The 26,882-nt window shown below is 68.9% G+C and carries 25 protein-coding genes and 1 pseudogene; 11 read left to right on the forward strand and 15 right to left on the reverse strand.

Translation table 11 applies throughout. The features are described from left to right. Positions 1 to 426 (forward strand): hypothetical protein (locus tag ABNX41_RS19090; protein ID WP_438671287.1); only part of this gene is annotated, 426 nt, incomplete at its 5' end. 417 nt (positions 427 to 843) lie between these two features. Here the strand turns inward: ABNX41_RS19090 and ABNX41_RS19095 are convergent. From ABNX41_RS19095 to cobA, 6 genes are all read right to left on the reverse strand, one after another. Further along, a complete protein-coding gene (locus tag ABNX41_RS19095) occupies positions 844 to 1,692 on the reverse strand; it encodes a ferredoxin--NADP reductase (protein ID WP_438671288.1) in 849 nt (282 codons plus the stop codon). A 113-nt stretch (positions 1,693 to 1,805) separates the two neighbouring features. Continuing rightward, positions 1,806 to 2,240 carry a DUF934 domain-containing protein gene (locus ABNX41_RS19100; protein WP_438671289.1) on the reverse strand — a complete coding sequence of 145 codons (435 nt, stop codon included), beginning with the start codon at positions 2,238 to 2,240 and terminating at the stop codon, positions 1,806 to 1,808. Further along, a complete protein-coding gene (locus ABNX41_RS19105) occupies positions 2,237 to 2,986 on the reverse strand; it encodes a phosphoadenylyl-sulfate reductase (RefSeq protein WP_438671290.1) in 750 nt (249 codons plus the stop codon). Before ABNX41_RS19105 ends, ABNX41_RS19100 begins: the two co-directional genes overlap by 4 nt. Next, on the reverse strand, positions 2,976 to 4,646 hold the full coding sequence (locus tag ABNX41_RS19110) for a nitrite/sulfite reductase (RefSeq protein ID WP_438671291.1): 1,671 nt from the start codon (positions 4,644 to 4,646) through the stop codon (positions 2,976 to 2,978). The genes ABNX41_RS19105 and ABNX41_RS19110 overlap by 11 nt, the downstream gene beginning before the upstream one ends. Next, entirely contained in the window at positions 4,639 to 4,947 is a 309-nt protein-coding gene (locus ABNX41_RS19115) for a DUF2849 domain-containing protein (protein WP_438671292.1), read from the reverse strand. The genes ABNX41_RS19110 and ABNX41_RS19115 overlap by 8 nt, the downstream gene beginning before the upstream one ends. Continuing rightward, the gene (gene cobA / locus ABNX41_RS19120; RefSeq protein ID WP_438671293.1) at positions 4,944 to 5,750 is read right to left on the reverse strand and encodes a uroporphyrinogen-III C-methyltransferase; all 807 of its coding nucleotides are present in this window, start codon (positions 5,748 to 5,750) and stop codon (positions 4,944 to 4,946) included. Before cobA ends, ABNX41_RS19115 begins: the two co-directional genes overlap by 4 nt. A 134-nt stretch (positions 5,751 to 5,884) precedes the next feature. On the opposite strand from cobA, the gene ABNX41_RS19125 reads away from it, so the two are divergent. Next, on the forward strand, positions 5,885 to 6,346 hold the full coding sequence (locus tag ABNX41_RS19125; protein WP_438671294.1) for an Lrp/AsnC family transcriptional regulator: 462 nt from the start codon (positions 5,885 to 5,887) through the stop codon (positions 6,344 to 6,346). A 108-nt stretch (positions 6,347 to 6,454) separates the two neighbouring features. On the opposite strand, the gene ABNX41_RS19130 is transcribed toward ABNX41_RS19125, so the two are convergent. From ABNX41_RS19130 to ssb, 5 genes are all read right to left on the reverse strand, one after another. Further along, on the reverse strand, positions 6,455 to 7,642 hold the full coding sequence (locus ABNX41_RS19130; RefSeq protein WP_438671295.1) for a cytochrome P450: 1,188 nt from the start codon (positions 7,640 to 7,642) through the stop codon (positions 6,455 to 6,457). A 550-nt stretch (positions 7,643 to 8,192) separates the two neighbouring features. After that, complete coding sequence (gene tpiA, locus ABNX41_RS19135) at positions 8,193 to 8,939, reverse strand: triose-phosphate isomerase (RefSeq protein WP_438671296.1); 747 nt, start codon at positions 8,937 to 8,939, stop codon at positions 8,193 to 8,195. Positions 8,940 to 9,191: 252 nt separating this feature from the next. Next, positions 9,192 to 9,551, reverse strand: a complete 360-nt coding sequence (locus ABNX41_RS19140) for a HesB/IscA family protein (RefSeq protein WP_438671297.1) — start codon at positions 9,549 to 9,551, stop codon at positions 9,192 to 9,194. An 868-nt stretch (positions 9,552 to 10,419) separates the two neighbouring features. After that, the gene (locus tag ABNX41_RS19145; protein ID WP_438671298.1) at positions 10,420 to 10,806 is read right to left on the reverse strand and encodes an SUF system Fe-S cluster assembly protein; all 387 of its coding nucleotides are present in this window, start codon (positions 10,804 to 10,806) and stop codon (positions 10,420 to 10,422) included. Between the two features lie 650 nt (positions 10,807 to 11,456). Continuing rightward, complete coding sequence (gene ssb, locus ABNX41_RS19150) at positions 11,457 to 11,975, reverse strand: single-stranded DNA-binding protein (protein WP_438671299.1); 519 nt, start codon at positions 11,973 to 11,975, stop codon at positions 11,457 to 11,459. Between the two features lie 323 nt (positions 11,976 to 12,298). Here ssb and ABNX41_RS19155 point away from each other — a divergent pair, with 323 nt between their 5' ends. Then, on the forward strand, positions 12,299 to 12,892 hold the full coding sequence (locus ABNX41_RS19155; protein WP_438671300.1) for a lytic transglycosylase domain-containing protein: 594 nt from the start codon (positions 12,299 to 12,301) through the stop codon (positions 12,890 to 12,892). A gap of 455 nt (positions 12,893 to 13,347) precedes the next feature. Here the strand turns inward: ABNX41_RS19155 and ABNX41_RS19160 are convergent, their stop codons facing one another. From ABNX41_RS19160 to miaA, 4 genes and pseudogenes are all read right to left on the reverse strand, one after another. Beyond that, entirely contained in the window at positions 13,348 to 14,040 is a 693-nt protein-coding gene (locus ABNX41_RS19160; protein ID WP_438671301.1) for a hypothetical protein, read from the reverse strand. 172 nt (positions 14,041 to 14,212) lie between these two features. Next, positions 14,213 to 15,357 (reverse strand): annotated as a pseudogene (locus ABNX41_RS19165) (ABC transporter permease). A 314-nt stretch (positions 15,358 to 15,671) separates the two neighbouring features. Then, complete coding sequence (locus ABNX41_RS19170; RefSeq protein ID WP_438671302.1) at positions 15,672 to 16,469, reverse strand: helix-turn-helix domain-containing protein; 798 nt, start codon at positions 16,467 to 16,469, stop codon at positions 15,672 to 15,674. Between the two features lie 609 nt (positions 16,470 to 17,078). Further along, complete coding sequence (gene miaA, locus ABNX41_RS19175; RefSeq protein ID WP_438671303.1) at positions 17,079 to 17,945, reverse strand: tRNA (adenosine(37)-N6)-dimethylallyltransferase MiaA; 867 nt, start codon at positions 17,943 to 17,945, stop codon at positions 17,079 to 17,081. Positions 17,946 to 18,127: 182 nt separating this feature from the next. On the opposite strand from miaA, the gene pyrH reads away from it, so the two are divergent. From pyrH to bamA, 8 genes are all read left to right on the forward strand, one after another. Beyond that, complete coding sequence (gene pyrH / locus ABNX41_RS19180) at positions 18,128 to 18,874, forward strand: UMP kinase (protein WP_438671304.1); 747 nt, start codon at positions 18,128 to 18,130, stop codon at positions 18,872 to 18,874. A 118-nt stretch (positions 18,875 to 18,992) separates the two neighbouring features. Beyond that, positions 18,993 to 19,562, forward strand: a complete 570-nt coding sequence (gene frr / locus ABNX41_RS19185) for a ribosome recycling factor (protein ID WP_438671305.1) — start codon at positions 18,993 to 18,995, stop codon at positions 19,560 to 19,562. A gap of 16 nt (positions 19,563 to 19,578) precedes the next feature. Beyond that, positions 19,579 to 20,370 (forward strand): polyprenyl diphosphate synthase, encoded by a 792-nt coding sequence (uppS, locus tag ABNX41_RS19190; protein WP_438671306.1) that lies wholly within the window; start codon positions 19,579 to 19,581, stop codon positions 20,368 to 20,370. Further along, on the forward strand, positions 20,367 to 21,248 hold the full coding sequence (locus tag ABNX41_RS19195) for a phosphatidate cytidylyltransferase (protein WP_438671307.1): 882 nt from the start codon (positions 20,367 to 20,369) through the stop codon (positions 21,246 to 21,248). Before uppS ends, ABNX41_RS19195 begins: the two co-directional genes overlap by 4 nt. Before the next feature lie 5 nt (positions 21,249 to 21,253). Next, positions 21,254 to 22,465 carry a 1-deoxy-D-xylulose-5-phosphate reductoisomerase gene (dxr, locus tag ABNX41_RS19200; RefSeq protein ID WP_438671308.1) on the forward strand — a complete coding sequence of 404 codons (1,212 nt, stop codon included), beginning with the start codon at positions 21,254 to 21,256 and terminating at the stop codon, positions 22,463 to 22,465. 3 nt (positions 22,466 to 22,468) lie between these two features. Beyond that, positions 22,469 to 23,791, forward strand: a complete 1,323-nt coding sequence (rseP, locus tag ABNX41_RS19205) for an RIP metalloprotease RseP (RefSeq protein ID WP_438671309.1) — start codon at positions 22,469 to 22,471, stop codon at positions 23,789 to 23,791. Positions 23,792 to 23,882: 91 nt separating this feature from the next. Next, a complete protein-coding gene (locus ABNX41_RS19210; protein WP_438671310.1) occupies positions 23,883 to 24,023 on the forward strand; it encodes a hypothetical protein in 141 nt (46 codons plus the stop codon). A gap of 423 nt (positions 24,024 to 24,446) precedes the next feature. Then, a complete protein-coding gene (gene bamA, locus ABNX41_RS19215; protein ID WP_438671311.1) occupies positions 24,447 to 26,786 on the forward strand; it encodes an outer membrane protein assembly factor BamA in 2,340 nt (779 codons plus the stop codon). Positions 26,787 to 26,882 lie beyond the last annotated feature (96 nt).

Below are 26,882 nucleotides of genomic sequence, written 5' to 3' on the forward strand. Positions count from 1 at the left end.
GCCGAGGCCGCCGCCGCTGCGGAAGCCGCCGAGGAAGCCGTGACCGAGGCCGTCGAAGAGGCCGCCGCCGCCGCCGATGCCGCCACGGAAGCCGCCGAGGAAGCCGTCGAAGCCGCCACCGACGCCGCCGGTGCCGCCGTCGAGGCCGCGACCGAAACCGCGACCGAGGCCGCCACCGGCGCTGTCGAAGCCGCGAGCGACGCCGCCGCCGCCGCCGCCGAAGCCGTCACCTCGACCACCGATGGCATCGCGGGCCTGCTCGACCCGACCAATTTCAATGCCGATGCGATCATCTCGGCAATCGACGCCTCGTCGCTGGACGAAGGCATCAAGACCACGATCAAGGGCACGGTCGAGGCCGCGCGCAGCAATCCCGCGCTGGTCGCTCCGGCGGTCGAGGCGGTGAAATCGGCCTTCGGTCTCTGATCCGATCCGTTGCCGCCCGGGCGCGCGCCTTGCGCGCCGGGGCGGCGGCATCGGCTGACAGGATCGGGCCCGACAGGATCTTTGCGCAGACAGGATCTTAGCGCAGGCAAGGCCCGCTGGCGCCGCGAGGATGAGGCGTCCGCCCCTTCTGCGTGCCGCTTCCCCCCTCGGGGTTGCCGGGGGATGGGGCCCGAAGACAGCGAAAAGGCCGCGCGGAGCGATCCCGCGCGGCCTTTTGCTATGGCCGGTTTCCGGTTCCCGGGGGGCCTCGGCCGGGGTTCTCTCAAGACCCGGTTCGAGGCGGGGCATCGGGGGCGGCCCTAACTCCGGCCCTGGTTTCCGGTTTTGCTTTCCGGCCCCGGGGGCGTCGATGGCCGGATTTCCGCTCCCGGGTGCTCCGACGGCCCGGCAGGGGGATCAGACCCCTTCGCCGACGAAGGCCTTTTCGACCACGAATTCCTTGGGGTCGGAATTGGCGCCCTCGCGCAGGCCGAAGCCTTCCAGCAGTTCCTTGACGTCGATGTTGAAGGCAAGGCTGCCGCAGACCATGGCGCGGTCTTCTTCCGGGTTCATCCGGGGCAGGCCGAGGTCTTCGAACACCTTGCCGGATTGCAGGTTCTCGGTGACGCGGCCCTTGCGGTGGAAATCGTCGCGGGTGGTGGTCGGATAGTAAAGCAGCTTGTCGCCCACCAACTCGCCGATCAGCGGATCGTCCTTGAGGCTTTCGACCAGCACCCGGCCGTATTCCAGCTCGTCCTGGGTGCGGCAGGTGTGCATCATGATGACCTGTTCGTATTTCTCGTAGGTCTCGGGCTCGCGCATCAGGCTGGCGAAGGGGGCAAGCCCGGTGCCCGTGGCCAGAAACCAGATCCGCTTGCCCGGCAGCAGCGCGTCATGGACCAGCGTGCCGACGGGCTTGGGGCGCAGGATGATCTGGTCGCCCGGCTTGACATGCTGCAGCTTCGAGGTCAGCGGGCCGTCCGGCACCTTGATCGAGTAGAATTCCAGCTCTTCATCCCAGGCGGGCGAGGCGATGGAATAGGCCCGCAACAGCGGTTTGCCGTTGTCGCCCAGAAGGCCGATCATCACGAATTCGCCCGAGCGGAAGCGCAGGCTCTGCGGGCGCGAGACGCGGAAGGAAAACAGGCTGTCGGTCCAGTGCCGGACGCTGGTCACGGTCTGGGCATCGGGCAGATGCGGTTTCGCGGGGCGCTCGACGGCGGCGGCAGGGGCAGCGGCGGCGGAGGGGGCGGCGGCATCGGTCATGGATCGGCTCCGTTCGTTCGGTCTGCCGGGGCCCGGACTGCGGGGCGCGCGGGTCCCGGGGATGCGGCAGAGAGGTCACGTCCGGCAGGGGGCGCCGGGCTTGTCGGCTGTGGTCAGGCGCGCAGGCGGCTTTGGTAGTCATGCGCACGCCAGTCCGCGCGCGCCTTCCATTGCCCTTCCGGCTGGCGGGCGGCAAGCTCGTCCGGGATCTCGGCCCCGTCGAAGCCCACGCGCCGCAGCATGGCATACTGGTCCGCGATCACCGGGCCAAGGGCCAAAAGCCGTCCCTGGTAGCCTTCCAGGCGCAAACGTCGCGCGATGGTGAAGGCGCGGCCGTCGGAAAAGGCCGGAAAGGCCACCCGGATCAGCCGCAACCGCGCCAGATGCGGGATCAGCGCCGCCGGATCGTCGGTGTTCGACAGGTCGATCTCGGTGGTCCCGGCATCGAGAGCGGCATCAATCCCGGCAGGATCGGACAGGCTGTCAAGGCCGGGCAGGCTGCGGTCGGGGGCGGGGGCAAAGCCCGAGTCGGTGACGATCACGCTCATGCCGCGTTCTCCTGCCTGTTGCGCACGGGTTTGCCGTTGACGAAATGGATGCCGCATTCGGTCTTCTGGCTGCCGCGCCAGCGGCCCGCGCGGGGATCCTCGCCGGGTTTCACCGGGCTGGTGCAGGGCGCGCAGCCGATCGAGGGATAGCCCTTGGCCACCAGCGGGTGGCGGGGCAGGCGGTTGTTGACCATGTATTCCTCAAGATCCTCGCGCCCCCAATGGGCCAGGGGATTGACCTTGATGCGGCGGTCGTCCTCGTTCTCGAAGAAATCCAGCGTGCCGCGCTCGGCATTCTGGAACCGCTTGCGCCCGGTGATCCAGCCATCGAATTTCGACAGCGCGCGCTCCAGCGGCTCGACCTTGCGCAGGGCGCAGCAGGCGTCGGTGTTGAACTGGTGCAGGGTGCCGTCGGGGTCCTCGAAGGCCATCCGCGCCGGATTGGCGCGAATGGTGCGGATGTCGCACAGGTTCAGGCTTTCCGCCAATTCGCGCTGATAGTCGAGCGTTTCGCGAAACAGCATCCGCGTGTCGATGAACAGCACCGGCGTCTCCGGCGCGATCACCGAAACCAGATGCAACAGCACCACCGATTCCGCGCCGAAGGACGAAATCAGCGCCACCCGCCCCAGATCGGCATCCTTCAGCGCATGTTCCAGAACCGCGGTGGCCGAATGGTGCCGGTAGCGCGCATTCAGCGCCGCCACGCGCCCGGCGACCGGGCGGTTGTTGAGGTCAAGCGGCATCGCGGCTGCCTTCCGCCTCGTAGAGCGCGGCCTTGAACGGGTCCATGCCAAGGCGCCGGAAGGCGTCGAGGAAGCTTTCCTGCGGCCCCTCGCGCTGGTCGAGATAGGCGCGCAGGATGCGCTCCACCGCCGGGACCACCTGGTCATAGGCAAAGCCGGGCCCGGTCTTGTCGCCGATCACCGCATCCTCGGCGCCCGATCCGCCAAGGGTGATCTGGTAATTCTCGACCCCCGCGCGGTCGAGGCCGAGGATGCCGATATGGCCGACATGGTGGTGGCCGCAGGCGTTGATGCAGCCCGAGATCTTGATCTTCAGCGGGCCGATCTCATGCTCCAGATCCAGGGCCTTGAACCGGGTGGCGATCTCTTGCGCCACGGGGATCGAGCGCGCGGTGGCCAGCGCGCAGTAATCCATGCCGGGGCAGGCGATGATGTCCGAGACCAGACCCACATTCGCCGTGCCCAGATCCGCCGCCAGCAGCGCGGCATGCACCGCCGGAAGATCGCCCTTGTGGACATGGGGCAGGATCACGTTCTGCTCATGGCTGATGCGGATATCGCCATGGCCGAAGCGTTCGGCCAGATCGGCGATCACCCGCATCTGCTCCGAGGTCGCATCCCCCGGCGTCCGGCCATGCGCCTTGGTCGAGATGGTGACGATCGCATATTGGTCGTTGCGATGCGGCGCCAGGTTGGTCTCGGCCCAGGACCGGAACACGGGGTCGGACTTGAAGGAGGCCTCATAGCCGTCCACCGGCGCGTTGCGGAAGGCGGGCGGGGCGAAAGCCGCGCGGATATCGCCCAGCAGGGCCTGGTCGGCGCCATGGAACTCGGGGCGCAATTCTTCGAAGCGCGCCTCGATCATGCCGCGCAGCGCCTCCTCGCCGATCTCGCGGATGGTGATCTTGATGCGGGCCTTGTATTTGTTGTCGCGACGCCCGAGCGTATTGTAGACCGAGAGCACCGCCTCGACATAGGGCAGCAGGTCGGGCTCGGGCAGGAACTCGCGCACAGTGATGCCGATCAGCGGCGTGCGGCCAAGGCCGCCGCCCACCAGCACCCGGAAGCCGATCTCGCCCCTGGCGTTCCTGACCACCTGAAGCCCGATGTCATGGGCGCGGATCACCGCGCGGTCGGCCTCGGCCCCGGTGATGGCGATCTTGAACTTGCGCGGCAGGAACTGGAATTCGGGATGGTCGGTCGACCATTGGCGCAAAAGCTCGGCCCAGGGGCGGGGATCGGCGACCTCGTCGGCGGCGGCCCCGGCGAAATGGTCCGCCGTGACGTTCCTGACGCAATTGCCCGAGGTCTGGATCGCATGCATCCCCACATCGGCCAGCGCGTCCAGCATCGCGGGCACGTCGGTCAGCTTCGGCCAGTTGAACTGGATGTTCTGGCGCGTGGTGAAATGGCCGTAGCCCTTGTCCCAGGTCTCGGCGATATGGGCGAGCTGGCGCATCTTCGACGGATCGAGCGAGCCATAGGGAATCGCCACCCGCAGCATATAGGCATGCAGTTGCAGATAGAGCCCGTTCATCAGCCGCAGCGGGCGGAATTCCTCCTCGCTCAGGCTGCCGTCCAGGCGCCGCTCGACCTGGGCGGTGAACTGGGCCACCCGCTCGCGCACGAAGGCCTCGTCGAAATCGGTGTAATCATACATGGCCGAGATCCGCCTGCTTGCCGTGGTTGTAGTTCGACGGGCCGCGGGTGCGGAACGCCTCGCGGAAATGGACCGGCTCGGGGCCCAGGGGGCCGGGGCGGGCATCGGCCAGATAGGCGCCGACGATGTCGAGCTTCTGCGCATTGGCATGCAGCAGGCGGATCTGGCCATGGGCCTCGTCCTCGATCAGCTCGGCCTCGTGGTGATGCGGCGACCAGCGGTCGTCGGCGGTCAGATAGACGACATCGCCCTCGCGCAGGCGGTTGGCGGTGACGACCTTGGGGGTGAACTTGCGGCTCATGGCAGGGCCTCGTTGAGCCCGGAGAACCCGGGCAATCCGTAAATGGCGGGGCGGGCGGCACGCGGGGCCAGCCCGAGAAGGATGACGGCGGGACCCTCCGCCCGGGCGGCGGCGGCGGGCAGGTCGGCCAGACAACAGCCCATGATCCGCTGCTCGGGGCGCGAGACATTCTCGACCAGCGTCACCGGCGTCGCGGGATCGGCGCCATGAATCATCAGCCGCCCCTGGATGAAGCGGGCCGATTTCTTGCCCATGTAGATCGCCGCCACCTCGCCCGGGCGCGACAGGCCGCGCCAGTCCTGCTCGGCGAAACCGGCCATGTCGTGGCCGGTCACGATGCGCAGCCCGGCGTTGCGGCCCCGTTTCGTCAGGCTCTGCCCGATCGCGGCGGCGGCGACGCTGGCCGAGGTCAGGCCCGGCTGGATGCGGAAGGAAAGCCCGGCCGTCTCCAGCGCGGCGATCTCCTCGTCCAGCCGCCCGAAGATCGCGGTGTCGCCGCCCTTCAACCGCACCACCCGCGCGCCCGTCTGCGCCTCGGCGACCAGGATCGCATTGATGGTGGCCTGCGGGGTCGAGGCGCCGAAACCCTCCTTGCCCGCGTCGATCCGCCGGGCCGCGGCCGGGATCAGCGCCAGCACCTCGGGTCCGACCAGCCGGTCGTGGATCACCACCTCGGCCGCCTGGATCGCGCGCAGGGCGCCCAGCGTCAGATGCTCGGCCGCGCCGGGGCCCGCGCCGACGAAGACCACCTCGGAAGGGGCGGGCGGAAGGGGGGCAGGGGGGATAAGGCTGTTCGACATCATGGCTGACCCTGTTCTCAGGCCCCTTATGTAGAACTTTTTCCCCATTCCGGGCCAGATGCCCTTGCAGATAAGGAAGTTCGTTCCGATACTGCGCCGGATTGGAACCCGGTTCCGCAATGCAATGGATTTCAGGAATGGCCGCCCCGCTGGATGATCTGGACCGGAAAATCCTGTCCGAACTGCAAAAGGACGCCAGTCAGTCGCTGGACGAGATCGCGCGCAAGGTGGGCTCTTCCAAGACCCCGGTCTGGAACCGGATCCGGCGGATGAAGGACCAGGGCGTGATCACCCGCCAGACCGCGATCCTCGACCCCGAGGCGCTCGGCCTGGAGGCCTGTTTCTTCGTCCTGATCCGTACCTCGGAACATGAGGCCGACTGGCAGCGCCGCTTCCTCAGGGCGCTGCGCGAACGCCCCGAGGTGCTTGAGGCCCATCGGCTGGCGGGCGACATCGACTATATCCTGAAGGTCCGGGTCCGCAACGCCCGCGCCTATGACGATTTCTACCAGGCGCTGATTTCCGAGGTGCGGATCTACAATGTCACCGCGCTGCTGAGCATGGAGGAAATCAAATCCACCACGATCCTGCCCGTCTGACCCCCACCAGCCCGAACCCCCATTTTCTTCTTTGCAAAAATATCCCGGGGGTGAGGCGCCAAAGGCGCCGAGGGGGCAGAGCCCCCTCCCTTTGCTCCCGAGTCGGCCTCAGCCGCACCGCGCCAGCATCAACCGCTCCAGCCCGTGGAAGTGATAGACATCGGCATATGCCGGCGCAGCGGCCAGCCGCAGATCCGGGCAGGCCGCGAACAGCGCGGGCAAAGCGATCTGCAACTCCAGCCGCGCCAGCGGCGCGCCGACGCAGAAATGCAGGCCCGCGCCGAAGCTGTGCGCGGGCCGCGCGGGCCGTTCGGGCAGGAATTCCTCGGCCCGGTCCCATAGCGCCGGATCGCGGTTCGCCATGGCCAGAAGCAGCCCCACCCGCTCGCCGCGCCGGAAGGTCCGGCCCATGACCTCGACCTCCTCGTAGCACCAGCGGGTGAAAAGATGCAGCGCCGGGTCGAAGCGCAGGATCTCCTCGACCGTGCCCGCCACCCGGTCGGGCGCCAGCATCCCGGGCGGGGTCCCGCGCTCCAGCAGCAGCTTCACGCCGTTGCCGATGGTATGGACCGTCGCCTCGTGGCCCGCGTTCAGAAGCAGGATGCAGGTTGTGATCAACTCGTCAGTCGACAGCCGCTCGCCCTCGGCCTCCGCGGCGATCAACTGGGTGATCAGGTCATCGGCGGGCCTTGCGCGCCGTTCCTCGACATAGCCGCGCAGGAAGGCCGAGAATTCCAGCGCCGCCCGGGCCGCCGCCTCTTCCATCGCCCGGCTGCGCCCGGCCTGATACATCCCCACCATGGCGTTCGACCAGGCCAGAAGCTCGGGCGCCATGGTTTCGGGCACGCCGAGAAGCCGCGCGATGATCCGCACCGGCAGCGGCTGGCCGAAGCATTCCAGCAGGTCGAATTCGCCGGGCGGAAAGGCGGCGATCAACTCGGTGCAAAGCGCCTCGATCTCGGGCGCCATCGCCACGATCCGGCGCGAGGTGAAGGCGCGCAGCACCAGGTTGCGCAGCCGCGTGTGGCGCGGCGGCTCCAGCTCCAGCATGGAATGGGCCTCGACCGCGTAGAAGGGCGCCTGATGGGCGGGGATCGGGGCGGCAAGCTCGGGCGGGACCTCGCGCCCGAAGCGGCGGTCGCGCAGGATCGCCGAGACGGCGGCGGCATTGCCGGTGCAGGCCAGGTCGTAGTCCCGCCAGTGGAAGAACGGCCCGGCCTTGCGGGCGCACTCGTAGAAAGCATAGGGATTCTGGACGAAATCCGGCGCGGTCGGAGATTGCGTGAGGCTCTTCATGCCGCTCAGGATTACGCCCTGCGCCGCCCGCGCGCCAGCCTTTGTGCGTTGGGGGCCTGAGCGTTGGATACGATCCGGTCCCTGGCGGGTCCGAGCCGATGGCGCCGCCCTGCCGCCATGGGCCGGGGCGGTGTCGAAGCAGGGACTCGCGACAGGTCGGCCGACAAGGTTGCGGCACGAAGTTCCTTCGCCCGATTCCTTCGCCCGACGCATTTCCGTCCCCCGCCGCCCCTGGCAGCGGGGCAAGCCGTTTTGCGGAAGGATACGCCCCTGCGCGGTCCCGGAGGCCGGATCCTGACACGGCCTCGGCCTTTCGATGGCGGGGGCGAGGGGGCCTTTCGCTGCCGCATTCGGCCCGGTTGCGGCAACCTTCTCCCGGCTCCACCCTGACCCCGGAGGCGCGCGCCGATCCGTCCCGACCTTTGGCCGGGGAGCCGACGGCGCCCGCCTTGTGCTGCACGCGACTCCACCTGGGTTCTGGGTTCCGGGTTCTGGGTTCCGGGCCTGGCGCGATGCGCCGAACCGCCTCCGTCCGGGCCGCTGGCGAAGGTCAGGCGGCGGAGAGCGCCGCCACGATGGCGCCGAAATCGGCGGCCTTCAGGCTTGCCCCGCCGACCAGCGCGCCGTCGACATCCGCCACCGCGAAGATCTCCCCGGCGTTCGAGGGTTTCACCGATCCGCCGTAAAGCAGCCGGATCGCCGCGGCGGTCTGCGCCCCGAACCGTTCCGCCAGCGCGCGGCGCAGGAAGCCGTGGACCTCGCCGATCTCGGCCAGCGAGGGGGTGCGGCCGGTGCCGATGGCCCAGACCGGCTCATAGGCGATGACGGTGTTTTCGGCCCCGGCGCCATCGGGCAGCGAGGCGGCAAGCTGCGCGCCGACCACCTCAAGCGCCCGGCCCGCATCGCGCTCGGCCTCGGTCTCGCCCAGGCACAGGATCGCCACCAGCCCGGCGGACCAGGCGGCGCCCACCTTGGCATGGATCTGCGCATCGGTCTCGCCGTGATCGGCGCGGCGCTCGGAATGGCCGAGGATGACATGGCTCGCCCCGGCATCGCGCAGCATGGGCGCCGAGATGTCGCCGGTATGGGCGCCCGAGGCCGCCGCATGGCAATCCTGCCCGCCGATCCGCAGCGCGCTGCCCTCGGCCCGCTCGGCCATGGCCGCGACCAGCGTGGCCGGGGGGGCGAGCAGAACCTCGCAGCCGGGGGCGGGATGGGCCCTGATCAGCGCGTCGACTTCGGCGAGGGCGGCTCTGGTGCCGTTCATCTTCCAGTTTCCGGCGGCCAGCTTCTGCATCCGTTCTCTCCTCTTGCCTGGAGGAAGGGATGACAAATTCCGGTCGCCCGCGCAATGGGACAAGCTGCCCCGGAAGGGCTGCCGCCGGTGGCAAAGGGGGGCTGCCCAGGTCCGGGCACGGCGATGCGCATATGTGCCGTCGCGGCATGTCGCGATGGCGCGTCCCGGACGGGTTTTTCGGGCGGAATTCCCGAATCTGCTTTCAGGGGGCGCTTTTGGGGCGCTTCTCGCGCCCCCGGTCCGTCCCCGCCCTCAGGCCGAGGGCTGGTCCTTGAACTTGATCGATTCGCCGCAGCCGCAGGCCTCGGCCACATTCGGGTTGCGGAACTTGAACCCGGCCGAGAGCAGGTCGGTCTCATAATCGATCTCGGTCCCGATCAGGAACATCTGCGCCATCGGTGCGATCAGCACCCGGGCGCCATCCTGTTCGACCACCTCGTCGAGCGGATTCACCTCGGCCACGTAATCCATGGTATATTCCATCCCAGCGCAGCCGCCCTTCTTGACGCCGATGCGCAGCCCCTCGGAGCCATCGCGGGCCATCAGCCGGGCGATCTGCCGCGCGGCGGAGGGGGTAAGGGTGACGGCGGATCTGCCGGGAATGCCGAACATGGGAGAAATCCTTCTTGCGTGGGAAAGGTAATCCCTGCGGGCGATCGGTTCAAGCCGGGGATCGGGGTGAGGTGGAATTTCCAGCGGCTTCGAGGGGGGGGGAGGTCGGATGCCTCCGGCGGGGATATTTTGGCCAAGATGAAAGGGGCGGGGTTTCGAGCCGGGCATGGGGGGCGGTTTTGCCAGCGCGGCAGGGGCGATCCGGGGATGTTGATTGGCGGGGCGTCGGGAAAGCATGTCGAGCCTGCATTGCGGGTGAAATGTTTCCTAGATCTTTGTTTTTAGGCCGGAAACTTGCGGTTTTCCGAGTGTTTTCGGATCGGTTTTTCGCTTTGCAATGCGGTGCCGCGCCTTTTGGGGCGCCTGTTGGAAGAGGCCCCCGGGAGCCGCCTCTCGTGCGTGTGCGCTTTGCCCGCATCGTGATCGGGACCTGTCGCCGGATGCCGAAGCGGCGTGATGCTGGCGCGGGAAATCAGCGGCGGGCGGCGGAAGTTGGCCGTGGCTGGGGGGCGCGAGTTGGGGCAAGGGCTGTTGGTTGGCGAGAGCGGCACCCGCGATCTGCCTCCTGGCGGCACCGTTGGCGCAAGGGTGGGGCGGAGTGCTCTGTTCCTTGCGCATTCGCGGGAGCGGCGGAGCCTTGAGCTTTCGGCCATCGAGCGGTGCTTGTGCCCGGGGCGGGAAGTCGGGCCCGCCGGGGGTTTGGTGGACCGGCTTGTCGGGGCGCCTTGCGGTGGGGGGCCGTCCTCGGCCGGGATCCTGGGCGCGGCCGCTGCCCGGAGGACGGGTGGCGCGGCGGCATGGCAGGGACTTGCGGGCCCCCGGGGTGGGGGCCGGACGGGGCCTCTACGCGGCGCGCCCCGGCCTTCGCCTACATGAAGCCCAGTTCCAGCCGCGCCTCGTCCGACATCATCTCCATCCCCCAGGGCGGATCGAAGGTCATGTGGACATCGACCTGTTTCACGCCCGGCAGCGGCTCGACCGCATCGGCGACCCAGCCGGGCATCTCGCCCGCGACGGGGCAGCCCGGGGCGGTCAGCGACATGGTGATGTTCACCGCATTCTCGGCGTCGATCTCGATCGTGTAGACCAGGCCGAGGTCGTAGATGTTCACCGGGATCTCGGGGTCGAAGACCGAGCGGCAGGCCTCGACCACCTGGTCGTAGAGCGGATGGTCGACGCTGGAGGGGCGGATGAGCGGCAGGCCCTCGGCTTCGTCCGGGCGGGCGGCATCGTCGGATCGGGGGGCGGTGTCCATCGCGCGTCTCCTTTGGTCGCTGGCCCGGATCCCGGGCGATCCGCCGGGCCGGGGTCGGCCGAAAGCCGAGGGTTGATCGAAAACCGGGGCTGGCGCGAGGGCGGTGCCCGGCGGGTGTCCTGTCGGCCTTGCCGCCGCCCTTGGCTGTGGCAGGGGACGTCGGGGCGGTGCGGCCTCAGGCGCCGCAGGGCCCGTCTGGCAAAGCCCCGTCCGACCGGGATTCCTGGGCCGAGATATAGGATGGCAACCGGCCGAGGTCCAGAGGCGCGTTTCGTCGTGACCTGGCCCTTTGCGGTCCCCCCGTCGGCTCCGTCAAGACCCGGCGCCGACCTGCGGATGCGGAGACGCGCCGGAAGGCATCCGATCGCGGCTTGTTTGCCAGGGGCGACCGGCCGGGGATCGGGCGAGGCGACGGGTCCGCGCGATTCCCTGCGCGTCCGTTCCCATGCGCAATGGGGGACTGCATGGACCGAGGTTCGGGGAGCAAGGGTCGGCGGCTGAAGGAGCCGGGATCCGCAAAGACTGGGCCCGCAGATCCGGGCAGATCCCCAAGGTCCCCGGATCCGGCGATGCGAAGGCCTGAAGGCCCTCACCCGGCACCCCGATCATCCGCCTCCCCGAAGGGCAGGTCGGTCCCGAAACGACCCGGCTCAGAACGGGATATCGTCGTCGAGGGTCGAGCGCCCGCCGCCTTGCGACGATCCAGCCTGCGACGATCCAGCCTGCGCGCCGCCACGCCCGCCGCCATAGCTGTCGCCCTGGCCGTAGCTCTCGTAACGATCGTCCGAGGGGCCCTCGCTGCGCCCGCCGCCTTCGCCGCGCCCGCCCAGAAGGGTCAGGTTGCCCGAGAAGGGGCGCAGCACGACCTCGGTCGAATAGCGGTCCTGGCCGGACTGGTCCTGCCATTTCCGGGTCTCCAGCGCGCCCTCGATATAGACGGTCGAGCCCTTGCGCAGATATTGCTCGGCGATCTTGCCCAGGGGTTCCGAGAAGATCGCCACCGAATGCCATTCGGTGCGCTCGCGCCGCTCGCCGGTGTTGCGGTCGCGCCAGGTCTCGGAGGTGGCGATGCGCAGGTTCACCACCTTGCCGCCGTTGGGAAAGCTGCGCACCTCGGGGTCGCGGCCCAGATTGCCGATGAGAATGACCTTGTTGACCGATCCCGCCATGATGCGCCTCCTCTGGGCCCCGCCTGTGGTTGTGGCCCGCCGAGCGGCAAGGGCCGGACGCCCGGCCCCGGCCCCCGGCCCCGGGGCGCAAGGCCAGGGGGAAGGGGGCGGACCGCGCCTTTCCCCCGCTATAGACGCGCATCGGGCGCCCCGCAACCGGCGCCTTCGCCAGAGACTTTCGGGAGGGGCCTTCGCGCCGTTTCGGCCCGAAATCGCGCAAAGCCCCTTCCCGAAGGCGCCGGGGGCAGGAAATCCGGCTGGAAAATCCGCGCCAGATCCGTATAGTCCCGGGGATTTCGGGTGATCGGGGCGGTTTCTTGCAGATGCGGCATATCGGTTTTTTCGCCATCCTCTCCTTGCTCTCCTCTCCGGCCCTGGGCGAGGCCCTGGTGCTCTCGGGATCGAGCAAGTCGCGCAACGCCGTGTTCGAGAGCCAGAGCAAGCTGCTCGACGGCAAGCTCTCCAAGCAATATTCCGGCTCGGTCAAGCTGACCCCCAGCTACAAGTCCGGCGGCACGGCCAGCGCCGAGGTGGTTCCGAAATACAACGGCCGCTACAAGGGCGAATATCTGGACGTCGCGAAAGAGATGGCGCGCAAGCACGGCATCCCCGAGGATCTCTTCCTCCGCCTCGTCCAGCGCGAATCGGGCTGGAACCCGACCGCCGTCAGCCACAAGGGCGCGACCGGGCTTGCGCAGCTGATGCCGGGAACGGCGAAGGCGCTCGGCGTGGACATCCACGACCCGCGCCAGAACCTTGAGGGCGGGGCGCGCTATCTCAAGCAGATGTATGACAAGTTCGGCAACTGGAAACTGGCGCTGGCGGCCTATAACGCCGGGCCGGGCGCGGTCGAAAAACACGACGGCGTGCCGCCCTATGCCGAGACCGAAGCCTATGTGAAGGCGATCCTGGGCTGAAACCCCCAGGCGCCAAAGCCTCCCCGCCGCCGCCGCCCGTCCAACCAAACCTCTTCCCCCTTTCTTCTTTGCAAAAATATCCCGGGGGAGTCCGCGCCAGGCGCGGACGGGGGCAGCGCCCCCATCCTTCTTCCCCGCAGGAACTCATGCGCAATCCGCCGGATCCGCGGTCCGGGGCAGAATATCCGCCCGGGGTGCCGTGAATTTTCCAGATCCGGCTCCTCGGCGGCAAGACCAATGACCGGCCTCATCGCCTCCAGGATCCCGGGCGCCAGATGGCATCTGATCCGGTGCCCGTCGCGGATTTCGCGCATCGGCGACAGGTCCCGCGCGCACAGCCCGCCCGGCACCTGGCTTTTCCAGCGGCAGCGGGTCTGGAAAGGGCAGCCCGGCGGCGGGCGGGTGGCTGAGGGCGGTCATGGCGGTTTCCTTCGGCGGCGGCGGGCGGCGGGGGCTCAGGATCGGCGGCGTCGGGTGCAGAGGGGGGGCGTTGGACCGGGGGTTTCACACCCCCGGACCCCCGTGGGATATTTTTGCAAAGAAGAAAGAAGAATGGGGTGGGGATGGTCAGTCCTTGAGGCTTTCCTCGCGCAATCCGTTGGCGAGGAGGTTGAGGCCGATGACCAGGCCGAGAAGTCGATCAGCAGCACCAGCGCCGCATAGTGGTCGCGCCGCCCCTTCTGCCTGCGGAAACGGCTGTCGACCAGCACCAGAAGGAACAGGATCGGGAACAGGAAGAGGATGGCGGCGACGGCCCTTGGCAGGCCGGTCTCGATGATCTCGGGCGTGACCAGCAGGTAGAAGAGCAGGATCACCGGGAAGGCCAGCGCCAGATTGGCCGGGACGGACAGGATGCCGTCCCAGCGGCCGCCGAAATAGCCCGCAGGCGGGTCCAGCACGATCCCCATCATGAAGGCGAAGGGCGTGGCGGCGGGGGCGATCTTGAGGACGTCGTGCGCGCCCATGACCATGCGCGAGAAGACGTCGCGCGCCAGGCTGTCGGCGCCCAGCAGATACCAGGGATAGGCGCCCTCGTGGCCGTCGGCGACCGGTGTGCCGGGAAGGGCGTTCCGGGCCCGCCCGATCGGGGCGAGCGGATCATGGGTCGCAACGAGATCGGCGCAGAGCGCGGTGAAGACCCTGAACATGCCGATCCGGCCCGGGCGCGAGGCGTAGAGCCTGCCGTAGAGGCCGAGGCTTTGGCGAAAGCCGAGGGAGAGTGCGAAGCCTCAGCCCGAGCAGGATCCAGACCGGCCAGAACTGAAGCGCGAGGCGCCGCAGGATCGCGAACCAGGAAAACGTTTCCATTTCCAGGTCCCCCTAAGCCAGCCGGATGCGGAGGTTCGGAAGTTTGACATAGCCCCGGTCGGAGACGAGCTGCGTCACCAGCACCACCAGCACCACCAGCACCACCAGCACCACCAGCACCACCAGCACCACCAGCACCACCAGCACCACCAGCACCACCACGACCGAAGAGACCAAGAGGAGCTGGATGTCGTTGTTTCCTGCCGCCTGACCAGCGTCCAGCCGAAGCCCTTGTAGTTAAACAATGTCTCGACGATGACGACGCCGTTCAGCAGCCAGGGGAATTTCAGCATGATCGCCGTGAAGGGGGCGATCAGCGCGGTGCGGAGCGCATGTTTCAGCACCACGTCGCGAAAGCGCAGGCCCTTGAGCCGCGCGGTGCGGATATATTGCTGCGCCATGACCTCGGCCATCGAGGCCCGCGTCATCCGCGCGACATAGCCGATGCCATAGAGCGCGATGGTCAGGACCGGCAGGGCGAAGTTCCAGAAGGTGATCCGCTCCATCGCGCGGGTCGCGGTGCCCTGGAACAGGGTCCGGCCCGAGATCCAGCCCATCTCGGCCAGCCAGGGCGAGAGGCCGCCGGTGGCCGAGGCGAAGATCGCGACCAGCACCACGCCCGAGACATATTCCGGCGTCGCCGTGGTCAGGATGGCGAGGCTGGAGAGCAGCCGGTCGGTGCGCGAGCCCTCGCGCACGCCCGCCAGCACGCCCAGCGTCAGAGAGACTATCACCAGCATGACCCACAGCATCAGCCAGCCGGTCAGGCCGAGGCTGCGCGCGATCACCTTGGAGACCGGCTGCTTGAAGACGGTGGACCAGCCCAGATCGCCCTGGGGGAGGCCGCAATGGCGGGGTGCCGTCTCGGCCGCCGGGAGGCGGTTGCGGCAGCGCCCGGTCGGGCGCCCCTCGGCATCGGTTCCGGTTCAGCCCGGCACCATGCCCGGCCATTCGCCGTAGCGCATGAACATCGGCCGGGTGAAGCCGTTCGAGGCCAGCCAGCTTTCGACCTGATCGTCGGTCATCCGGGCCGAGGCCTCGGATTTCGCGAGCTTGGTCAGGTTCGGCTTCAGATTGGTAAGCGCGAAGACGATGAAGGCCAGCACGAAGGCGGTCAGGATCATCACGCCGAACCGGCGCAGGGCGAGAGCGGTCATTTGCGGTCCTTGCCCGGCGGGGCGGCGGGGCGGGGGCTGTGTCGGCCCGGGGGGGGGGGGGGGGGGGGGGGGGGGGGGGGGGGGGGGGGGGGGGGGAGGGGGGGGGGGGGGGGCGCTGCCCCCTCGGCCCGCTGCACGGGCCTCACCCCCGGGATATTTCGGCCAAGATGAAGGGGCGAAGGGGCTTGGGGGCGCTTTTGCTGCAGCAGCGGGCGGGGTCTGCCGCGGTGCCTGGGGTTTTTGCCAAGCGCCTTCGGGCCGGACTTCTTCGGCCCGACAGGACGCCTTCCCGGCCCGGCCTCAGCCCTCAGTCATCAGGGCGCGCGGCGGAAAGCGGTGGGGGATTTCCCGGTCAGATGCTGGAAGGCCCGGGTGAAATAGGCCGCCGAGGTGAAGCCCAGGCTTGCCGCGATATGGCCGACCGGGATGCGGGTTTCGGCCAGCAGCCTGCGCGCCTCGAAGATGCGGCGGTCCTGCAGCAGGGTCGAGGCCGGGCGCCCGCAGGCCGCCTTGCAACAGCGCGTCAGATGGGTCGGCGTCACGCCGAGCGCGGCGGCGAAATCCGCCACCCCCATGCCCGAGCGGAAGTCGCGCTCCAGAAGCGCGGTGTAGCGGTTCACCAGCCGTTGCGTGGCGTCGGGGCGGGCGGCTTCGGGCTCGGCCTTCGCGGCCTGCCGCTCCAGCCAGACGCCCAGCAGGCCCAGATAATGCTGCGTCGCCCGGTCATGGGCCGGCACGTCCGAGGTCAGCTCGCGCCCGATGGAATCGAGCAGCACGTTCAGCTCCTGCTGGGCATGGACCTCGCGGATGCGCAGGTGCAGGGGCGCCGAGGGCAGGGTCAGGTCGCAGTCGCGGCCGAAGAAGACGGCGGTGCCGAAGACGTTGGGCCCGGCCTCGAACCCATGCATCACGCCTTTCGGGATGAAGATGGCGTTGTGCGCGGTATAGCCGCGGGTGACCCCCTGCACGGTGACGCGGCCCTGGCCCTTGGTGAACCACAGGAAACAGGGCTCGGACAATGCGCGCATCGCCTCGACGCGCCAACGCCCCGCGGCGGCAAGGCGGGGGATGGCCATGAGGCGCAGTTGCGAGCGCGTGGAGAAATCCTGCATCGGGCGGTCAACTCTTCGGGAACAACCTGAGGTTATGCCTGCATAGCCCCAAAACCAAAGCAAAAAGATGGCAAAGCGCGAAACTTGTCCACAGGCGGGGTGGAAAGCCTGTGGAAAAACCGGTGGACAGAGCGCGGGCGTTGCTTCGCCGCCACGGATCCGCCCCGCCTTGCCGGGACGCAGGGGGCGGGAGGAAAGCCCCGATGGTCCCGACCGGCGAGCCGCCCCGCCCGGACCGTTGCCCGGTATCGCCCGTCCCGAGCCGTCGGCTCCGGCCTGTATGTTCCGGCCCGTCATCTGTTTCCGTCCGCCGCTCCCGGCCCAGCTCGCCCGTCCCAGCAAGCCGCCCGTACCAAGGCGCCTGCCCCGAGTGCCGGTTTCAGTCACTCTGTCCCGTCTCGCCCATCCCACCGTCCCGCCCGACCCTTCCGCCGGTCCCGCAGGTTTCCTGTCGCCCTTCTCGAACGGCCCGTCCGTCCCTTGCCGTCCATCCGCGCCTTCGATCCCGCGCCGCCGCCTCCGCCGTTCCGAACCGATTCCCGCCGAAGTCCCCCGCACCAGATGGCGCCAGGTCGATGCAGGGCGCGCAACCAGGGTCCGACCCGCCGTTCAGGGCAGCTCCAGCCCCCGCCAGCCCGCCATCCGGGCGCGGAACCAGGTCCTCTGGCGCTTGGCATAGCGCCGGGTCGCAAGGCTTGCCGCCGCCACCGCCTCGGGCAGCCCGATCCGGCCCTGAAGATGCGCGATCAGTTCCGGCGCGCCGATCGCGCGCGCGGAGGGCAGGGCCGGGTTCCAATGCGGCAATTCGGCCCGGGCCTCTTCCAGCGCGCCCTCCTCCACCATCGCGGCGAACCGCCGGGCGATGCGGGCGTCGAGCCAGCCGGTCTCCGGCCGCAGCACCAGCGTCTCGGCCCGCGCCAGCGGCAGCAGCGGCTGCGCCGTCCGCGCCTGCCAGTCGCCCAGGCCCCGGCCGGTGGCGCGCAAAACCTCCCATGCGCGCTGCACTCGGGCCGGATTTCTCAGGTCGATCCGCGCCGCCGTCGCCGGATCCAGCCCCGCCACCATCGCCGCGAAATCCCCGGCGCGCAGCCGGTCGGCCTCGGCACGGACCTCGGCGGGCACCGGCGGAACCTCGGCCAGCCCCTCGGTCAGCGCCATGAAATAAAGCCCGGTGCCGCCGACGAACACCGCGGGCCGGTCCAGAAACCCCGCCGCCGCGCGCAGCCAGTGCCCGACCGACCACGCCCCGTCGCGCCCGACATGGCCGTAAAGCGCATGCGGCAGCGCCGCCTCCTCCGCCGCCGAGGGCCGCGCCGTCAGCACCCGCCAGTTCCCGTAGACCTGAAGCGCATCGGCATTGACGACCACCCGCCCGTCGCGCGCGGCGATCTCCATCGCCAGCGCCGATTTGCCGCTGGCGGTCGGCCCGGCGATCAGCACCGGCGCCTCGCGCGATATCGCCGAAATCAAGGCCATGGCGACGACTTGCCCTTTCTTCTTTGCAAAAATATCCCGGGGGTGAGGCGCCAAAGGCGCCGAGGGGGCGGCGCCCCCTTCCGCCCGCCGCCCGGCCTCCGGTTTCCCGGTTGAACCCGCGCCGGTTTTCGCCCATTTTGCTCCCCGATCCAAGACCATCGCCACAATCCCAGGGGGAACCCATGTCCACGGCCGCGCCCATGCCGGAATCCGCCACGAAATATGCGCGGGTGATGCTGAAGATCTCGGGCGAGGCCCTGATGGGCGACCGAGCCTACGGGCTGAACCCGCAGACCGTCGCCCGCATCGCGCAAGAGGTGAAATCGGTCCACGATCTCGGCGTCGAGATCTGCATGGTGATCGGCGGCGGCAACATCTTCCGCGGCCTCGCCGGCTCCGCCCAGGGGATGGAGCGCACCACAGCCGACTACATGGGCATGCTCGCCACCGTGATGAACGCGCTGGCGATGCAGTCGGCACTCGAACAGATCGGCATCTATACCCGGGTGATCTCGGCCATCCCGATGGACCAGGTCTGCGAGCCCTATATCCGCCGCCGCGCCGTCCGCCATCTGGAAAAGAAGCGCGTGGTGATCTTCGCCGCGGGCACGGGAAACCCCTATTTCACCACCGACACCGCCGCCACCCTGCGCGCCAACGAAATGGGCTGCGCCGCCGTCTTCAAGGGAACCAAGGTCGATGGCGTCTACGACCGCGACCCGAAGAAATTCCCCGACGCCAAGCGCTACGACCGGGTCTCCTACGACGAGGCGCTGGAAAAGCATCTCGGCGTGATGGATGCCACCGCCATAGCGCTCGCGCGCGACAACCACCTGCCGATCATCGTCTTTTCGCTGGACGAGCCGGGCGGATTCCGCGGCATCCTCGCGGGGCAGGGCACCTATACCACGGTCGACGCCAAGGGCTGAGAGCCCGCCGCCCCCTTCCGGTCCGGGGACAGGCCCCACTATACCCCGGCGGCCTTTCAATCTATACCAGCCGAAATCCCCGCCGGTGTCCGGCGGGCCAACTGCGGGAAATGACCAGATGTCGAACGAAGAGTTCATGCTCGACACCGATGACCTGACGCGCCGGATGGATGGCGCCATCGCCGCCCTGCGCACCGAATTCGCCTCGTTGCGGACCGGCCGCGCCTCGGGCGCCATGCTGGAGCCGGTGCAGGTCGAGGCCTACGGCCAGATGACGCCGATCAACCAGCTCGGCACCGTCAACGTGCCCGAGCCGCGCATGGTCACCGTCAACGTCTGGGACAAGGGCCTCGTCTCCAAGGTCGAGAAGGCGATCCGCGAATCCGGCCTGGGCATCAATCCCCAGACCAACGGCACCATCATCATGCTGCCGATCCCCGAGCTGAACGAAGAGCGTCGGCGCGAGCTGACCAAGGTCGCGGGCCAATATGCCGAACATGCCCGCGTCGCCATCCGCAACCTGCGCCGCGACGGCATGGACCAGATCAAGAAGGCCAAGGCCAAGGGCGATGTCTCGGAAGACGACGCCAAGTTCTGGGAGGACGAGGTGCAGGGCCTGACCGACCGCTTCATCAAGACCGTCGACCAGACGCTGGAGACCAAACAGGCCGAGATCATGCAGGTCTGAGCCGGAAAGGCCGCCGATGTCCGTCCAGCCCCCCGTTCCGCCCTCGACCCAGTCTCCGGGCCAGCCCCCCGGCCAGTCTGCGGGCAAAGCCCCCGGCGATGCCGCGCGCCGCGTCGCCCATGTCGCCGTGATCATGGACGGCAACGGTCGCTGGGCCACGCGGCGCGGCTGGCCGCGCCTGGTCGGCCACAGGAAGGGCGCCGAGAGGGTGCGCGAGATCGTCCGCGCCGCCCCGGGCCTGGGCATCCGCTGGATGACGCTCTACGCCTTCTCGACCGAGAACTGGAAGCGTTCCACCGAAGAGGTGCTGGGGCTGATGTCGATCTTCGCGCGCTACATCCAGCGCGAAGCCGACGAGCTTGCGCGCGAGGGCGTGCGGCTGCGCTTCATCGGCGACCGCTCGCGCCTGGCGCCCCGGCTGCAACGGCTGATGGCGGGGATCGAGGCGCGCACCGCGCATCTGTCGCGCCTCGATCTGGTGGTGGCGATCAACTACGGTGGCCGGGATGAGATCCTGCGCGCCGCCCGCGCCATCGCGCTTGAGGCCGCCGAGGGCCGCTTCTGCCCCGAGGACCTGACCGAGGCCGCCTTCTCCGACCGGCTCGACAGCCGGGGCATCCCCGATCCCGACCTGGTGATCCGCACCAGCGGCGAGACCCGGACCTCGAATTTCCTGCCCTGGCAGGCGGCCTATGCCGAATATGAATTCACCGAGACGCTCTGGCCCGATTTCACGCCCGAGGAACTGGGCGCGATCCTGGCGCGCTACGGCAACCGCGAGCGCCGTTTCGGCGGCGTCGGCGCATGAGCCCGGGCCAGGCGAACGGCACGGATCCCGGCGCCCGGGTGCCGGGCCGCTGGTCGGATCTGGCGCCGCGGGTGCTGTCGGCGCTTGTCATGGCGGTTCTGGGCGTGGGCGCCGTCTGGGCCGGGGGGGCGGTCTTCGCCGTCCTGGTTCTGGCGGTCTGCGCCGCGATGATGTGGGAACTGGCGCGGATGACGGGGGCGGGCGGGTTCCAGGCGCTTCTGCCCGCGCTTCTCGCCCTCGGGGTGCTGGCGCTCAACCTGTGGAGCGCGCATCCCTGGCCGCTTCTGCTGCTGCTCGTGCCGGTTCTGGTCGGGCTGATGGTGGCTTCGCGCGACGCCTTCGCCTTCGGGCTTTACGCGCCGGTGATCCTGATGACCGGGCTGGCGCTGGTGCTCTTGCGCCAGAGCGCGGTGATCGACGGCCGCCTCGCGGTGGTCTGGCTGGTCGGGGTGGTGATCGCCTCGGATGTGGCGGGCTATTTCGCCGGGCGGATCCTTGGCGGGCCGAAGTTCTGGCCCCGGCTGAGCCCGAAAAAGACCTGGAGCGGCACGGTCGCGGGCTGGATCGCCGCCGCGCTTCTGGGGCTTGGCTTCGTGCTGGCGGGGCAGGGCGGTTGGGCGATGGTGGCGATTTCGGCCCTTGTCGCGCTTGCCGGGCAATTGGGCGACATCGCCGAAAGCGCGATCAAGCGGCGCGCCGGGGTCAAGGATGCCTCGGCGCTGATCCCGGGCCATGGCGGGCTGATGGACCGGTTCGACGCCCTGGCCTTCGCCGCGATCGCGGCGGCGCTGATCCAGATCCTGTGGCCGTTCCTGCCGCTGGCGGGCCGGGTCGTGGCAGGGGCCGCCGCGGGGATCGCGGCAGGGGCGGGGGGCTGAGGGGCATGCGGCGCATCTCCATCTTCGGCGCCACCGGATCGGTGGGCGAGCAGACCGTCGATCTGGTCGCGCGCGCGGGCGGGCCCGCCGCCTTCCATACCGTCGCGGTGACCGGCGGCCAGAACGTGGCCCGGCTGGCGCGGATCGCGCGCGATCTGCGGGCCGAGGTCGCGGTGACCGCCGATCCGGCCCGGCTGGCGAACCTCCGCGCCGCGCTGGATGGCTCGGGCATCGAGGCCCAGGCCGGGCCGCAGGCGCTTCTCGACGCCGCCGACCGCCCCGCCGATTGGGTGATGAGCGCGATCGTCGGCGCCGCCGGGCTGGCGCCGGGGTTCCGCGCCCTGCGCCACGGCGGCATCCTGGCGCTGGCGAACAAGGAAAGCCTGGTCACCGCCGGAAAGCTTCTCCTGGCCGAGGCCGCCCGCCACGGCGCCCGCATCCTGCCGGTGGACAGCGAGCATTCGGCGATCTTCCAGGCGCTTGGCCGCGATCCGGTCGAGGCGGTGGAGCGGGTGATCCTGACCGCCTCGGGCGGGGCCTTGCGGGACTGGCCGCTCGACCGGCTGGCCGGGGCCGGCGTGGCGGATGCCTGCCGCCATCCGAACTGGGCCATGGGCCAGCGCATCACCGTCGATTCCGCCAGCATGTTCAACAAGGCGATGGAGGTGATCGAGACCCGCGAATTCTTCGGCATCGCGCCCGAAAGGATCGAGGTCGTGATCCATCGCGAATCCGTCGTCCATTCCATGGTGGCCTTCCAGGACGGCGCGGTGATGGCGCATATGGGCAGCCCCGACATGCGCCATGCCATCGGCTATGCGCTGAACTGGCCGCGGCGCGAGCGTCTGCCGGTGGCGCCGCTGGACCTGCCCGCGCTTGGCCGGATGAGCTTCGAGGCCCCGGACGAGGCGCGCTATCCCGCGCTGCGGATCTGCCGCGAGGTGATGCGGATCCGGGGCCGGGCGGGCGTGGTGTTCAACGCCGCCAAGGAGGTGGCGCTGGACCATTTCCTGGCGGGCCGGATCGGCTTCATGGCCATGTCCGGCGTGGTCGAGCGCACGCTTGAGCGGATTTCGTCCGATTTCCGCCTTGAAAGCGACGCCCCGGACCTCGACGAGGTTCTGGCGGCGGATGCGCTGGCGCGGATCCGGGCGGATGAGATCGCGCGCGCGGTATCGGGCGGGACGGCGGGCCGGAGCGAACAGAAGGCGGGATGAGAGATGGATATTCTGGGCACGCTTGGCGGCGGTCTTTGGTATGTGGTGTTCTTCGTGATCGCGCTGTCGATCATCGTCTTCATCCATGAATACGGCCATTACATCGTCGGGCGCTGGTGCGGCATCCATGCCGAGGTGTTCTCGCTGGGCTTCGGCCCGGTGCTGTTCGCGCGCCGCGACCGTCGCGGTACGCAATGGCAGTTGGCGGCGATTCCCTTCGGCGGTTTCGTGAAATTCATGGGCGATGCCGATGCGGCCTCGGTGCGCTCGACCGGGGCCGAGGGGCTCACGGCCGAGGAACGCCGCCATACCATGTCGGGCGCGCCGCTGTGGGCGCGGACGCTGACCGTGGCCGCCGGGCCCTTCGCCAATTTCATCCTGACGGCGGTGGTGCTGGCGGGGATGCTGGTCTGGTCGGGGATCACCATCGACCCGCCCACCGTCTCGCGCCTGGTGCCGCTGCCGCAGCAGCAGGCCCTGCGCGAGGGCGACGTGATCCTTGCCGTCGCGGGCACGCCCACGCCGGATGCCGAAAGCCTGGGCGCGGCCCTGCGCGCGCTTCCCGCCACGGCGGAGGTCGAATTCACCCTGCGCCGCGACGGGCAGCAGGTCACGCTTGGCGCGCCGCATCCGCATCCGCCGCTGGTGGGCGGCGTGCAGCCGAAATCGGCGGCGGTGGCGGCGGGCCTGCGCGAGGGCGACCTGATCCTGAGCGCGGGGGGGCGCGACCTCGTGACCTTCTCCGACCTTCAGGAGGTGGTCTTCGGATCCGAAGGCCGCCCGGTGCCGCTGACCGTCTGGCGCGGGGGCGAGACCTTCGAGCTGACCCTGACCCCGCGCCCGCGCGACATCCCGGCCGAGGGCGGCGGCTTTCGCCAGGAATGGCTGATCGGCATCTATCAGGGCACCACCTTCGACCTCGTCAGCCGCGCGCCCACCCTGGGCGAGACGCTGAGCCTGCCGCTGACCCGGATGTGGGACATGACGGCGATGACCTTCTCGGGGCTTTACCACATGGTGGCGGGCTCGATTTCCACCTGCGGCATGTCGGGGGTGGTGGGCATCGCCCAGACCATGGGGGATGCGGCCAAGACCGGGGCGGTGGATTTCATCTCGATGATCGCGCTGCTGTCTTTGGGGATCGGGCTGTTGAACCTGTTTCCGATCCCGGTGCTCGACGGCGGGCATCTGGTGTTCTACGCCTATGAGGCGGTGACCGGGCGCCCGCCCGCCGACCGGGTGCTTCAGGTGCTGATGAGCGTGGGCCTCGTCCTGCTCCTGTCGCTGATGGCCTTCGCGCTGCTGCAGGATCTGACCTGCCCCTGAGGGGGCGCATGGCCCGGTGCTGTCCCGACCATGCCTTAGTCCTGCCTTAATCTGCGCTTATCCTCCCTGAGGAATTAAGGGGTGAAAAGCCATGCAACTCGTCCAGCGCCGCTTTCCCGGCATCGTCATGCTGATCCGCGTCAATGCCGATCGCATCTTTTCGGTGGGAACCGTGATTCTCGGCCTTCTGGCCGGGGCCTTCCTTGGCACCGCCATCATGGGACCGTTCTGAACGGTCGATTCCGTTCCGGCCAGGCCTGTCGCAGGCCGAGGGGCCGATCCGTCCTGAGGTCCCGTCGCGGTCCGGCCTGATCCGGGCATCTCCTGCAAGCGTGTTCACGTTCCGACCGTCAGGGGCAGGGGCCATCCGTCCCAGCCCCGGGCGGTTTTCGCTGCCCCGCCTGCCGCCCGCTCCGGCGCGCAACCCCGCCCGGCGATTTCCCGCCCCGGCCCGCGACGGATGCGGAGGGAGCGGCCCCGGACGGGGCGGGCGAAAGGTGGCGGCGACGCCTGCCCCGGGGGCCCAGAACCGCGCCCGACCACCATATGTCGCAAAGTTATCCACAGAGACCGCAGCCTTTTGACAAGGCTTGGCTTTCCCGATAGTCAAAGCCAAGGACATCTGAGGGCGGGACAGCGTATGGGTAGCAGCTTCATGAAGTCGGAGCGCCGGAAGGCAAGCCGCCGCAGGCCAGGCGCGAAGGCCCTTGTCGCTGCGGTTTTCATCGGTGCCGCAGGCGTTTGCACGCCGATCCTCACCCCCGCCTTCGCGCAGGTCTTTTCCTTTTCGAACGTCGTGGTCGAGGGCAACCAGCGCGTCGATGCGGCGACGATCCTGTCCTATGCCGGAATCAGCCGCGGCGCCCAGGTCTCGGCCGGGGCGCTGAACGACGCCTATCAGCGCATCATGGCCTCGGGCCTGTTCGAGGCGGTCGAGATCACGCCCCAGGGTTCCACCCTCAGGATCGCGGTCCGCGAATACCCCTTCGTCAACCTGATCAACTTCGAGGGCAACCGCGCCCTCAAGGACGAGGATCTGTCGAAGATCATCCAGTCGCAGGCGCGCCGCGCCTATTCGCCCAGCCGGGCCGAGGCCGATGCAGCCGCCATCGCCGAGATCTACCGCGTGCGCGGCCGCATCGCCGCCACGGTCGAGCCGAAGATCATCCGCCGCGACGGCAACCGGGTCGACCTGGTCTTCGAGATCACCGAGGGCAAGGTGGTCGAGATCGAGCGGCTGTCCTTCGTCGGCAACCGCGCCTTTTCCGACCGCCGCCTGCGCCAGGTGCTTGAGACCAAGCAGGCCGGGCTGCTGCGCCAGCTGATCCAGCGCGACACTTTCGTCGCCGAACGGCTTGAGATCGACAAGCAGGTGCTGAGCGACTTCTACCGCTCGCGCGGCTATATCGATTTCCAGGTGCTCGACGTCTCGGCCGAGGTCTCGCGCGAGCGGGACGCGACCTTCGTCACCTTCACCATCCGCGAGGGCCTGTCCTACGACATCGGCACCGTCACCACCGTCTCGGAGGTCGAGGGGGTGAATGCCGCCGAATTCGTCGCCGTGCAGAAGATCCGCAGCGGCCAGACCTGGAACCCGGCGCTGATCGACAACAACATCACCCGGATGGAGAACCTTGCGCTGCGCAAGGGGCTGAACTTCGTCCGGGTCGAGCCGCGCCTGACCCGCGACGACCGCAACCAGCGCGTGAACATCGAATTCGCCATCGTGCGCGGCGAGCGGGTCTTCGTCGAGCGGATCGACATCGAGGGCAATGCCACCACGCTCGACCAGGTGGTGCGGCGCCAGTTCCGCTCGGTCGAGGGCGACCCCTTCAACCCGCGCGAGATCCGCCAGTCGGCCGAACGCATCCGCGCGCTCGGCTTCTTCTCTGATGCCCAGGTCACGACCGAGCCGGGCTCGTCCGCCGACCAGGTCGTGGTGAATGTCGATGTGGACGAACAGCCGACCGGCTCCTTGGGGCTTGGCCTGTCCTATTCTGTGGCCAGCGGCATGGGGGCGAACATCAGCTTCTCCGAGGCGAATTTCCTCGGCCGCGGGCAGCAGATCGCCTTCAGCCTCTCGACCACCTCGGACAACCAGAATTCCGCCTTCAGCTTCACCGAACCGGGGCTGCTGGGGCGCGACCTGCGCTTTTCCACCGGGATCTTCTACCGCACCTCTGAAAGCGACTATTCCGACTACAACACCCGCAACATCGGGCTGAACTTCGGCCTGGCCTTCCCGCTGACCGAGGAATCCTCGCTGGGGCTGACCTGGCGGCTGTCGCAGGACAAGCTTTACGACGTGCTCTCGGGCTCTTCCGAGATCCTGCAGCGCGAACAGGCGCAGGGCAAGAACGGCGCGCTGATCACCAGCGCCCTGGGCTACAACTACGAATTCGACAACCGGATCACCGGGCTCAATCCCGATGCGGGCTTCCTGTTCCGTTTCGGGCAAGAGTTCGGCGGCCTGGGCGGGGATCGCGAATTCATCTCCTCGACCGTGTTCGCCATGGGCGAGCGGCGGGTGCTGGCGGGCGACGTGACGCTGCGCGCCATCGTCGAGGGCGGCTATCTGCACACGCTTGGCGACGAGCCGAGCCGGGTGCTCGACCGTTTCTCGGGCCGGGGCAAGATCCGCGGCTTCGAGCCGAACGGCTACGGCCCGCGCGACCTGGGCGCCGACAATGAGGATGCGCTAGGCGGCAACGCCTTCGCGGCGATGCGGCTTGAGGCCGAGTTCCCGCTGGGCCTGCCCGAGGAATACGGCATCCTCGGCGGCGCCTTCGTCGATGTCGGGTCGGTCTGGAGCCTGGACGACAATATCGGCACCGCGCTGGTCGACGACGGTTTCAAGCCGCGCGTCGCGGTCGGGGTCTCGGTCTTGTGGAACACGCCGATCGGGCCTTTGCGCTTCAACTTCTCGAAAGCGGTGAAGAAAGAGGATTACGACAAGGAGCAGAACTTCGATCTGACCATCCAGACGACGTTCTGAAGCGCCGCGCCGTTCATCTTTCCGCCCTTTACCGGCCGGGCCGCCGCGGATCGGGGTATCGACGTCGCATGCGCCGCCGAGGGGCAGGGGGAATGC

The organism is Pseudogemmobacter sonorensis, from assembly GCF_042762395.1.
Taxonomy (GTDB): Bacteria; Pseudomonadota; Alphaproteobacteria; order Rhodobacterales; family Rhodobacteraceae; genus Pseudogemmobacter; species Pseudogemmobacter sonorensis.

Bases quoted from the DNA above. Each gene is read 5' to 3' on its own strand.
- dxr (WP_438671308.1), top strand. From the start codon at position 21,254: ATGCGGCGCATCTCCATCTTCGGCGCCACCGGATCGGTGGGCGAGCAG.
- ABNX41_RS19155 (WP_438671300.1), top strand. From the start codon at position 12,299: ATGCGGCATATCGGTTTTTTCGCCATCCTCTCCTTGCTCTCCTCTCCG.
- pyrH (WP_438671304.1), top strand. From the start codon at position 18,128: ATGTCCACGGCCGCGCCCATGCCGGAATCCGCCACGAAATATGCGCGG.
- ABNX41_RS19110 (WP_438671291.1), bottom strand. From the start codon at position 4,646: ATGTATGATTACACCGATTTCGACGAGGCCTTCGTGCGCGAGCGGGTG.
- uppS (WP_438671306.1), top strand. From the start codon at position 19,579: ATGTCCGTCCAGCCCCCCGTTCCGCCCTCGACCCAGTCTCCGGGCCAG.
- ABNX41_RS19100 (WP_438671289.1), bottom strand. From the start codon at position 2,240: ATGAGCGTGATCGTCACCGACTCGGGCTTTGCCCCCGCCCCCGACCGC.
- cobA (WP_438671293.1), bottom strand. From the start codon at position 5,750: ATGATGTCGAACAGCCTTATCCCCCCTGCCCCCCTTCCGCCCGCCCCT.
- ABNX41_RS19160 (WP_438671301.1), bottom strand. From the start codon at position 14,040: ATGTTCAGGGTCTTCACCGCGCTCTGCGCCGATCTCGTTGCGACCCAT.
- ABNX41_RS19170 (WP_438671302.1), bottom strand. From the start codon at position 16,469: ATGCAGGATTTCTCCACGCGCTCGCAACTGCGCCTCATGGCCATCCCC.
- ABNX41_RS19095 (WP_438671288.1), bottom strand. From the start codon at position 1,692: ATGACCGATGCCGCCGCCCCCTCCGCCGCCGCTGCCCCTGCCGCCGCC.
- rseP (WP_438671309.1), top strand. From the start codon at position 22,469: ATGGATATTCTGGGCACGCTTGGCGGCGGTCTTTGGTATGTGGTGTTC.
- ABNX41_RS19145 (WP_438671298.1), bottom strand. From the start codon at position 10,806: ATGGACACCGCCCCCCGATCCGACGATGCCGCCCGCCCGGACGAAGCC.
- ABNX41_RS19130 (WP_438671295.1), bottom strand. From the start codon at position 7,642: ATGAAGAGCCTCACGCAATCTCCGACCGCGCCGGATTTCGTCCAGAAT.
- frr (WP_438671305.1), top strand. From the start codon at position 18,993: ATGTCGAACGAAGAGTTCATGCTCGACACCGATGACCTGACGCGCCGG.
- ABNX41_RS19115 (WP_438671292.1), bottom strand. From the start codon at position 4,947: ATGAGCCGCAAGTTCACCCCCAAGGTCGTCACCGCCAACCGCCTGCGC.
- ABNX41_RS19210 (WP_438671310.1), top strand. From the start codon at position 23,883: ATGCAACTCGTCCAGCGCCGCTTTCCCGGCATCGTCATGCTGATCCGC.
- ABNX41_RS19140 (WP_438671297.1), bottom strand. From the start codon at position 9,551: ATGTTCGGCATTCCCGGCAGATCCGCCGTCACCCTTACCCCCTCCGCC.
- ABNX41_RS19125 (WP_438671294.1), top strand. From the start codon at position 5,885: ATGGCCGCCCCGCTGGATGATCTGGACCGGAAAATCCTGTCCGAACTG.
- miaA (WP_438671303.1), bottom strand. From the start codon at position 17,945: ATGGCCTTGATTTCGGCGATATCGCGCGAGGCGCCGGTGCTGATCGCC.
- ABNX41_RS19195 (WP_438671307.1), top strand. From the start codon at position 20,367: ATGAGCCCGGGCCAGGCGAACGGCACGGATCCCGGCGCCCGGGTGCCG.
- ssb (WP_438671299.1), bottom strand. From the start codon at position 11,975: ATGGCGGGATCGGTCAACAAGGTCATTCTCATCGGCAATCTGGGCCGC.
- bamA (WP_438671311.1), top strand. From the start codon at position 24,447: ATGAAGTCGGAGCGCCGGAAGGCAAGCCGCCGCAGGCCAGGCGCGAAG.
- tpiA (WP_438671296.1), bottom strand. From the start codon at position 8,939: ATGCAGAAGCTGGCCGCCGGAAACTGGAAGATGAACGGCACCAGAGCC.
- ABNX41_RS19105 (WP_438671290.1), bottom strand. From the start codon at position 2,986: ATGCCGCTTGACCTCAACAACCGCCCGGTCGCCGGGCGCGTGGCGGCG.